At 61.3% G+C, this 9,431-nt stretch carries 7 protein-coding genes; all 7 read left to right on the forward strand.

What is annotated here, in order from left to right:
• Nucleotides 1–1,359: 1,359 nt before the first annotated feature.
• The 7 genes from EK416_RS07240 to cas2 all read left to right on the forward strand — a co-directional run bounded on the left by EK416_RS07240 (nucleotide 1,360) and on the right by cas2 (nucleotide 9,175).
• Nucleotides 1,360–3,588 carry a CRISPR-associated endonuclease Cas3'' gene (locus EK416_RS07240; protein WP_127076844.1) on the forward strand — a complete coding sequence of 743 codons (2,229 nt, stop codon included), beginning with the start codon at nucleotides 1,360–1,362 and terminating at the stop codon, nucleotides 3,586–3,588.
• 15 nt (nucleotides 3,589–3,603) lie between these two features.
• Nucleotides 3,604–4,305 carry a type I-C CRISPR-associated protein Cas5c gene (gene cas5c, locus EK416_RS07245; RefSeq protein ID WP_127076845.1) on the forward strand — a complete coding sequence of 234 codons (702 nt, stop codon included), beginning with the start codon at nucleotides 3,604–3,606 and terminating at the stop codon, nucleotides 4,303–4,305.
• A complete protein-coding gene (gene cas8c, locus EK416_RS07250) occupies nucleotides 4,302–6,074 on the forward strand; it encodes a type I-C CRISPR-associated protein Cas8c/Csd1 (RefSeq protein WP_127076846.1) in 1,773 nt (590 codons plus the stop codon). Before cas5c ends, cas8c begins: the two co-directional genes overlap by 4 nt.
• Nucleotides 6,071–7,030, forward strand: a complete 960-nt coding sequence (cas7c, locus tag EK416_RS07255; RefSeq protein WP_127076847.1) for a type I-C CRISPR-associated protein Cas7/Csd2 — start codon at nucleotides 6,071–6,073, stop codon at nucleotides 7,028–7,030. Before cas8c ends, cas7c begins: the two co-directional genes overlap by 4 nt.
• Nucleotides 7,030–7,692, forward strand: coding sequence for a CRISPR-associated protein Cas4 (gene cas4 / locus EK416_RS07260; RefSeq protein WP_127076848.1), 663 nt, complete (start codon nucleotides 7,030–7,032; stop codon nucleotides 7,690–7,692). The genes cas7c and cas4 overlap by 1 nt, the downstream gene beginning before the upstream one ends.
• A 148-nt stretch (nucleotides 7,693–7,840) precedes the next feature.
• Nucleotides 7,841–8,875 (forward strand): type I-C CRISPR-associated endonuclease Cas1c, encoded by a 1,035-nt coding sequence (gene cas1c, locus EK416_RS07265; RefSeq protein ID WP_127076849.1) that lies wholly within the window; start codon nucleotides 7,841–7,843, stop codon nucleotides 8,873–8,875.
• A 9-nt stretch (nucleotides 8,876–8,884) separates the two neighbouring features.
• A complete protein-coding gene (gene cas2 / locus EK416_RS07270) occupies nucleotides 8,885–9,175 on the forward strand; it encodes a CRISPR-associated endonuclease Cas2 (protein WP_127076850.1) in 291 nt (96 codons plus the stop codon).
• Nucleotides 9,176–9,431: the final 256 nt, after the last annotated feature.

A 9,431-nucleotide genomic window follows, 5' to 3' on the forward strand; every position in this document is an offset into this window, starting at 1 on the left:
CGCCATACTCATCGCCGCAACCGTCATCTTCTGGTTACCTCAACAATGAGTCCTGAGCCTAGTTATTTTGGCATAACTAATTGATTCATAAGGCGTTTTCCCGTAAATATCGTATTCTGGTAATTATCGTGACAGGTCGGGCCTCCGAGGGGTCCGAGGGGTCCGAGGGGTCCGAGGGGTCCGAGGGGTCCGAGGGGTCCGAGGGGTCCGATGGGTCCGATGGGTCCGATGGGTCCGATGGGTCCGATGGGTCCGATGGGCTTCTACGATGAATTTCAGGGGGTGACAGAGGGTGTGGACGATAGTTACGATAATATATATAAAATAATATATTTTTTCTTATAAATCAAGCTTCTAAGCTCAAAACAACTATCGTAAAAACTAGCGTAAACTGAGGTAAACTCCCATCACGCGTTCGCACACTCGAAATATCGCGATTTAGCCCGTTCGCACACTCGAACATCGAAGTGCTGCCCGAGGAATATTTAAAATTTTAATCGAAAACGCTCGAATACCGGGCTCGGTGCGCGCGCTCGGTCGACCCATTCGACGGGAAGGACCCGGAGCAGCCCGCTTCGACCTGCCACGGCCCAACCCGTCCCCGCGTGTCCAACGGCTCCATGGCTGCACCTATCCCGATGCATCCCCATAGACACGGCGACGTTTCAGCCCGTCCCATGAGACGCCATGAGACACGGCTGATGGCATGGACAGCAATGGACGCTGATCGGTACACCCACGAGGCGCAGCACAACGGCACGGGTCAAGCCGCATTTCGCACAGCATGGCGTAAAGGGCTGCCGCGTCGCGTTCCTTCCGGTTTCTTTGAGGCGCCCTCTACGCAAGGAGTGCCGATGAAGCGAGCGGCGCCAACAGCCACATCGCGTCGAGCTTGCAAACGGGTGGCGCGTGCGAGGTCAGGGGCACCCGAGATGGGCGCGTTGAACGATGATCCCTGTGTCGCTCGCGTCGGTCCACACCGATCTGCGGCGCTGCTTTCCAGGCCCGGCTCGGATAGCGGCAGCGAACCGCACTGCTGCCATCTAGACGCTGATCGAGACAGCCAAGCGGAATACCGTCGATCTCCGCGCCTAGCTCGCCGGACGCATCGCTGACCTACTGTCAAGGAATGAAAGCCGGTCGCATTCGCAAACTGCCTGAACGCCTGTTCCCTCGGGCTGTGACGGTGCACAAGCTCTGACGCTCTGTATACCACGAACACAGAACGTCGCGACGTTGGATAGAGGTCGCGGTATCGTGGCCCACTCAGTTGATTGGTTGTGGAAAGGTCGAATTATACATACGGCAGGAACACAGCTTCTGGCATCATTGTGCTTACTTTAACAATATCGAAGCGATATGTATTTTGCGCATTCTTCAAAAGATGACGGCAAGGGCGACTGGCAGCCTCTTGCTGAGCATTTGTCGGAAGTTGCGGCGCTTGCCGCGCAATTCGGTGCCCCCTGGAGAGGAGATCGAGCGGCTAGGGTTGCCGGGCTTTTGCACGATCTCGGTAAATACCATCCCGATTTCCAACGCCGTCTTGAGGGAAGCTGCATCCGTGTCGATCATTCGATAGCAGGGGCGGCGCTGATACTTGATCTCGCCGGCCCACGCGATCGGGGGATGGCTGAACTGATCGCTTACGCCGTGGCAGGCCATCACGCGGGTTTGCCCGACAGGATAGGCGATAACTCCTCCCTGAAGCAGCGGCTGCTGGACGCCGATCCAAGCTGCCTCGATCCGGTCTGGCGTACCGAACTGGCTTTGAATGTCCGCGATCTCGCACCTACTGTATCTTACCAGAGAAAGGAAGCCGCAGAGTTCGGGCTGTCGTTTCTCGGACGTATGATTTTCTCGTGTCTGGTTGACGCTGACTTCAAGAACACAGAGGCGTATTACAATCGGATCGAGGGGCGGACGGCTGATCGCGATTGGCCGACGCTGCGCGATGTTCTGGCCGCGCTGAGCGAGCGCCTCGACAGCGAACTTGTGCAAAAGGCAGCGCTTGGAAGCGACACGCCCGTCAACCGGCTGCGCCAGCGGGTGCTCACGAATGTGCGCGGCGAGGCGAACGAAGCGCCTGGCCTTTTCACGCTGACGGTGCCTACAGGCGGCGGCAAGACGCTGACCTCGCTCGCCTTCGCGCTCGACCATGCCCGCGCCCATGCCATGCGGCGCATCATTTACGCCATACCCTTCACTTCTGTCATCGACCAGACCGCGGGTATTTTCCGCGATCTCTTCGGCGATGACATAGTGCTTGAGCACCATTCCGCCATCGACGAGGAGAAAGTCCGAAACCTCTCCAGCCGGGACAAGCTTCACCTCGCCATGGAAGACTGGGCCGCCCCCGTGGTCGTTACCACGACGGTGCAGTTATTCGAAAGCCTGTTCTCCGCGCGCCCGTCGCGCTGCCGCAAGCTGCACAACATCGCGGAGTCGGTGATCGTACTGGATGAGGCGCAGACGCTGCCGCGTCACCTGTTGCTTCCGATCATGCGGGCGATTGAGGAACTGGCGGCTAATTACGGGTGCACCGTCGTTCTTTGCACGGCGACGCAGCCTGCACTGGGCGCGCGCAAGGGGTTCCCCGGCCTGCCGCTGGACGGCCGCGAACTTGCGCCGGACCCGGCTGGCCTTGCGCGCGAACTCAGGCGAACGCGGCTCGACTTCGCCGGACCGATGGACAACGTCGCGCTGGTGGATGCAATGAGCCTCGAGCGACAGGCGCTCGTCATCGTCAACAGCCGCGCCCATGCGCTCGACCTCTATCGCGATGCGCATGCTGCCGGGCTCGAAGGCGTTTTGCACCTTACAACACGGCAATATGCGGTGCATCGCCGGGAGATTCTGGACGATGTGCGCGCGCGACTGGAGAACGACCGCCCGTGCCGGCTGATCGCCACATCGCTGGTAGAAGCCGGGGTCGACGTCGACTTCCCCCGCGTCTTTCGCGCCGAGGCGGGGCTGGACCAAATCGCGCAGGCTGCGGGTCGCTGCAACCGTGAAGGCCGCCGCGATCCAGATGCCAGCGTCGTCACTGTGTTCGAGGCGGTCGGGGATTTGGTGCCGAGCGAGATCAAGGGGCTCATCGGCGATTTCTCGCGCATTAGAGACAAGCACGCCGACTTGTTCTCACCCGCTGCAATTCAGGATTATTTCGAGGAGGTTTTCTGGCGCGTGGGCGACGGGCTCGACGGCAAGAAGCTTCTCAGAGAGTTCAAGATCGATCCTAACGGAACGTATTTCCAGTATCGCACCGTCGGCGAGAAGTTTCGCGTGATCGAAAGCGGTCTCTTGCCGGTGATCGTGCCGGGCGACGAGGCTGCCCAAAGGGCAGTCGCCGATCTCGGCAATGCAGCAATTCCCTCGGGCAAGCTCGCCCGCCAGTTGCAGGGCTACATCGTGCAGGTGCCGCCTAAGGCGCGCGCGCTCCTGATGGCGAACGGTCATGTGACTCTCATGGCGGAGGACATTCGCGGCGACCAGTTCGCAGTGCTTCAAGCGCCGCATCTCTACACGAAGGAAACGGGGCTGATCTGGGAGGATGGCAGTCTTCTCGGAGATGACCAGACGTTCATCTAGGGGAGGCGAGCCCAAATGCTCTACGGTATCCGACTATTAGTATCCGGCGAACGTGCCTGCTTTACGCGCCCCGAGATGAAGGTAGAGCGCGTCTCCTATGATGTGATGACTCCGTCTTCTGCGCGCGGCATCCTCGAAGCCATTCACTGGAAGCCCGCAATCCGCTGGATCGTCGACGAGATCCACGTGCTGAAGCCGATCCGCTTTCAGTCGATCCGGCGCAACGAGGTGGGCCACAAGGCGCCAGCTGGCAAGATCAAACAGGCGATGAACCGGGGCGATCTGGGCGACTTGCAGATCGTGGTGGACGAGGATCGCCAGCAGCGCGCCGCAACCATGCTGGTCGACGTCGCCTATGTGATCGCCGCGCATTTCGAACTGACCGGGCGCGCTGGCCCCGACGACAATGAGGGCAAGCACCTCGACATCTTCAACCGCCGGGCAGAGCGCGGTCAGTGCTTCCATCAACCCTGTCTCGGCACGCGCGAATTCGACGCCCGCTTCGAGCTTCTGCCGCCCGACATGCCGCCGCCCATGGCCGCCTCGGAACATCGTACTTCCGCGCTTGGTTTCGGCGCCACGCCGCGCGACCTCGGCTTCATGCTGTTCGACATCGACCACGCCGCCCACGGTCGCCCGTCGCTGTTCTTCCGCGCCGAGCTTCGGGACGGTGTGATGAAGGTGCCGCATCCGAACGCGCCGGAGGTGCGCCGATGAGCATTCTCGCCTCGCTTGCAAACGCTTACGAGCGGCTGCCCGACGCGCCGCCTTTCGGGTTTTCGTCCGAGAAGATCGCCTTTCTTATCCCGCTCAATGAGGACGGCTCGGTGGCCTGCCCGCCGGTCGACCTCCGCCAAAACGACAAAAAGCGGACGCCGCGCACAGTCGCAGTTCCGGCCTCCTTCAAACGCCCGGGGATCACTCCCCGTTCGTTTTTCCTTTGGGACAATACCGCCTATGCGTTGGGAGTGAGCGGTGACGGGGGAAAGGATGCAGCGCCCCGACATAAAGCCTTTCGCGACTACCATCTCGAATCGCTGCGGGATGCGGCTGATCCAGGATTGCGGGCCTTTATCAGCTTCCTGAAGACGTGGTCCCCCCGCCGGTTCGAAGATTTCGGCTGGCCTGAGGAGATGAAGGACCAGAATGTGGTCTTCTGTCTTGAAGCCGATCGCAGGGCTAACATCTGGTTGCATGATCGCCCCGCCGCAAAGGCCTTGTGGTCGCGGCTTTCAGCAGAGGGTGAAAGAACAGAAGCAATTTGCCTCGTCACCGGTATAAATGCGCCGGTTGCTCGCCTGCATCCTGCGATCAAAGGTGTTTGGGGAGCCCAGACGGCGGGCGCCTCCATCGTTTCTTTCAATCTAGACGCATTTACCTCTTACGGCCACGAGCAAGGCGACAACGCCCCGGTGTCCGAAGCGGCGACCTTCGCCTACACGACCGCGCTGAACCGCTTCCTTGAAAAAGACAGCGGCCACCGCATCCAGATCGGCGATGCGTCCGTCGTGTTCTGGGCCGACGCGTCCGACGCGAACAAGGCCGTCGCCGCCGAAAACATCTTCGCCGGTCTCTGGGATGACGGCGACGACGGTTCGCTGGTCGTCGACGAGGGAATGCAGGCGCAGATCGTCGGCGCAAGGCTGAAGCAAATTCGCGATGGCGAGCCGCTTGCGTCGGTCGCTCCCGAACTGGCCGAAGGCGTTCGCTTTTACGTCCTCGCCCTCGCGCCAAACGCTGCCCGCCTCTCCATCCGCTTCTATTTCGAGGATGATTTCGGCGCCATCGCCGCGAATTATCAGCGCTTCCTCGCCGACATGCGGATCGAACCGCCGCCCCGCGACGGCCAGCCAGCGCTCTGGAAATATCTCGCTGAAACCGCCGTGCTCAAGAAGCGCGAGAACGTGCCGCCCAATCTCGCCGGCGAATGGATGCGCGCGATCCTCGGCGGCACCCGCTATCCGCAGACGCTGCTCGCGACCGTGCTGATGCGCCTTCGCGCCGACGAGGATGTCAATGCGCTAAGGGTTGCGATCCTGAAGGCGCTCCTCATTCGCAATAACAACAGGAAGGATACGCCCGTGGCCCTGAAGCCCGATTATCCAAGCAAAGGCTATCAGCTTGGCCGCCTGTTCGCCGTTTACGAGCGCATACAGTCGGACGCGCTGGGCGGCAAGGTCAACGCGACTATTACTGATAAATATTATGGCGCTGCGTCTGCGCAGCCGCGCAAGGTATTTGGCCTATTGGAGAGCAACTCTAAGCATCACCTAGCCAAGATACGTAAACAGTCGCCGGGCAGGCGAGTGCAACTCGAAAAATTGCTGGCTGAGATCATGGGACAGATGTCGCCGGATCAGGACCCTTATCCGGTTGCGTTCAATGCTGAAGATCAGGCCTTGTTCGGCCTTGGCTACTACCACCAGCGCAACGAATTCTTCAAATCCACCAAGAACGGTACGCCCGTCGAGGAGACCGCCCAATGACCGCCATCGCCAATCGCTACGATTTCGTCCTGCTGTTCGATGTTACCCGCGGCAATCCCAATGGCGACCCCGACGCGGGGAATATGCCGCGCATCGACCCGGAGACCAATTTCGGTCTCGTCTCCGACGTCAGCCTGAAGCGCAAGATCCGCAACTATGTCGAACTTGCCCATCGCGGCGAGGAGGGGCGACACATCTACGTGCAGGAAAGCTCGATCTTGAACGAGCAGCACCGCAAAGCCTACAAGGCGGTTGCTCCGTACAAGGACGACCCGAAGACCGACAAGGCCGCCAAGCTCAATCCCAGGACCGACGATGAGGCGCACGCGCTCACCGCGTGGATGTGCGCCAACTTCTTCGATGTCCGGACCTTCGGCGCCGTCATGTCCACCGGCATCAACTGCGGGCAGGTGCGCGGCCCCGTGCAAATCGCCTTCGCCCAGTCCATCGAGCCGATCATCGCGCAGGAAATTTCCATCACGCGCATGGCCGCCACGAACGAAGCTGAAAAGAAGCAGAAGGCCGAGGGCGACGACAGCGTCGACCGCACCGACAACCGCACCATGGGGCGCAAGCATATCGTGCCCTACGGTCTTTATCGTGCCCATGGCTTCATTTCGGCGAAGCTTGCCGAGCGGACCGGCTTCGGCGAGGACGATCTCGAACTGCTGTTCACCGCGCTCGCCGAAATGTTCGAACATGACCACTCCGCAGCACGCGGAGAGATGGCGAGCCGCAAGCTGATCGTGTTCAAGCACGATACTGCGCTCGGCAAGGCATCCGCTCATGCCTTGTTCGAGCGCGTCCGCATCGGCCGCAACATCGATGGCGAGTTTCGCGACGTCGAAGATCGAAGGATCGACAATGCGCCGCCAGCCCGTAAATTCACCAACTACATCGTCGAGATCGACCGCGCCAATCTGCCGGACGGCGTCGAAATCATCGAACGGCTGTGATGGAAGATGAGGCCAGCGCGCTGATGGAAGAGCGGGAACCGATCCCGCTTTCCGCCTTGCAGCATGCGGTCTACTGTCTCCGTCAGGCGGCGCTGATCCACCTCGAACGCCTATGGGAGGAGAACCGCTTCACAGCCGAAGGCCACGTCCTGCACGTTGCCGCCGACAAGCCGGGCGGTCGGCGCGTTCGCGGCGTGCGGCGTGTGACGGCGCTCGCCATCGGCTCGCCACGCCTCGGCATCGCGGGCGTCGCCGATCTCGTCGAATTTCGCGCAGAGGGAGATCACGAGATCGCGTTTCCGGTGGAATACAAGCGCGGCAAGCCGAAGCCCCATCGCGCCGACGAGGTGCAGCTCTGCGCGCAAGCGCTTTGCCTCGAAGACATGACCGCTCAGGCAGTCCCCGCAGGCGCGCTCTTCTATGCGGAGACGAAGCGGCGAGTGGAGGTCGCCTTCGACAGCGATCTCAGGGCGCTGACCATGTCCACCATCGACGCGCTGCGGGATGTGTTTGCATCGCGCCACACCCCGTTGCCGACGCAGCAGCGCAGCCGCTGCCGCGCCTGCTCGCTCGCTGGCCTCTGCAAGCCGCAAATCGCTGGGCGCGCCGTTCGCGACTGGCGGCGTCGCACGGTCGACCGCATGCTGACGGAGCGAATTTGACATTTGAGCCTCTTTGCTCCAAGCGCTCGCTCAAGGGGCAAATTCAAAGGCGTCTTTGGAATCATAGAGTTACCAGGCGGCATTTGCTCGTGAGGGCGCTGCAGCTCGACGCAAATGTCGGAATTGGACCGCTGGCGGGAGAAAGCCGATGAAGAAGCTGCTCAACACCGTCTACATCACAACCGAGGGAGCGAGCCTTCGCAAGGATGGCAAGAACCTCGTGGCGGAGGTGGACGGCGCGGAACGGGCGCGGGTGCCCTTCCACATGCTGTCTTCCTTGGTGCTCTTCGGCGCGATTTACGTTTCGCCTGCGCTGATCGGTGCCTGCGCGGCTTCCGGCATAACCATTGTCCTTCTCGACCGAGCTGGCCGCTTTCAGGCTCGCGTTGAAGGGCCGGTGAGCGGCAATGTGCTTCTGCGCCGCGCGCAATATCGCGTCTCGGATGCGCCCACCGAGATCGTGCGCTCGCTGGTGGTCGGCAAGATCGCCAACCAGCGGGCCGTTCTGATGCGTGCCCTGCGCGATCACGGCGCGGGGTTTGCAGTCGAACGAAGAGCCGCCATCGAAAACGTTGTCGATCGGCTTGCGCATATCATCGCCCGCGCCGAGCGGAAGGACGACAGCACCGATGCCATGCGCGGCTCGGAGGGCGAGGCGGCCCACCTCTATTTCTCGGTTTTTGACGATCTGATCCTCAGTCCAGCCTCAGAACTTCGTTGGCGCGGGCGGTCGCGCAGGCCGCCGCTCGATCCCATCAACGCGCTCTTGTCGTTTCTGTACGCGCTTCTGACCCATGACTGCCGCTCTGCGGCTGAAGCCGTCGGTCTCGATCCTGCCGTCGGCTTCCTGCACCGAGACCGTCCGGGGCGGCCATCGCTTGCCCTTGACCTCATGGAAGAACTGCGGCCCGTGCTGGCCGACCGGCTGGCGCTTTCGTTGATCAACCGCCAGCAGCTTCAGGCCAGCGATTTCGTGACCGAGGATAGCGGCGCCGTCCGCATCAAGGACGACGCCCGTAAAGTTGTCCTGACCGCGTGGCAGGAGCGCAAGAAGGACGAGCGCCTGCATCCGTTCCTCGACGAGAAGGCACCGCTTGGTCTTGTGCCCTATTTGCAGGCGCAGATGCTCGCCCGGCACCTGAGAGGCGACATCGACGCTTATCCGCCCTGGTTCTGGAAATAGGAGGCGCGTTTGCTTGTGCTTGTGACCTACGACGTCAACACGATCGAAGGCGACGGCAAGGCGCGCTTGCGCGCCGTTGCGAAGGCTTGCCGCGATTTCGGTCAGCGTGTGCAGTTCTCGGTTTTCGAAATCGAGGTCGATCCTGCCCAGTGGACGCGTCTGAAGGCGCGGCTTGAAGCCATCATCGACCCAAAGCACGACAGCCTGCGCTATTATCATCTCGGGGCGAACTGGCAGCGCAAGGTCGAGCATGTCGGCGCGAAGCCTGCGGCCGACCTCGGTGGTACGCTGATCGTTTAACGAGGTATCAGCTCCGCTGGCTCAAACCGTCGCTTTACGCCTCGAAGGGCGCGAACCTGAAGCGTGTCGTCACTTCCCGGCAGTTTCGCGCCAGAGCAGCTCTTTGAAATCGTGAGCGATACTTTTCAGGCGACGGGAAAAAAGCCCTCCCATCATGTTGCGCGATCAAGGTTCGCGCTGATCGGATGCTTTCGAACGCGGTGCCAATGCGTTAAACAGGAAGCGTCGCTCCCCGCGCGGGAGCGTGGATCGAAAC

This window comes from Rhodomicrobium lacus (assembly GCF_003992725.1).
Classification (GTDB): domain Bacteria; phylum Pseudomonadota; class Alphaproteobacteria; order Rhizobiales; family Rhodomicrobiaceae; genus Rhodomicrobium; species Rhodomicrobium lacus.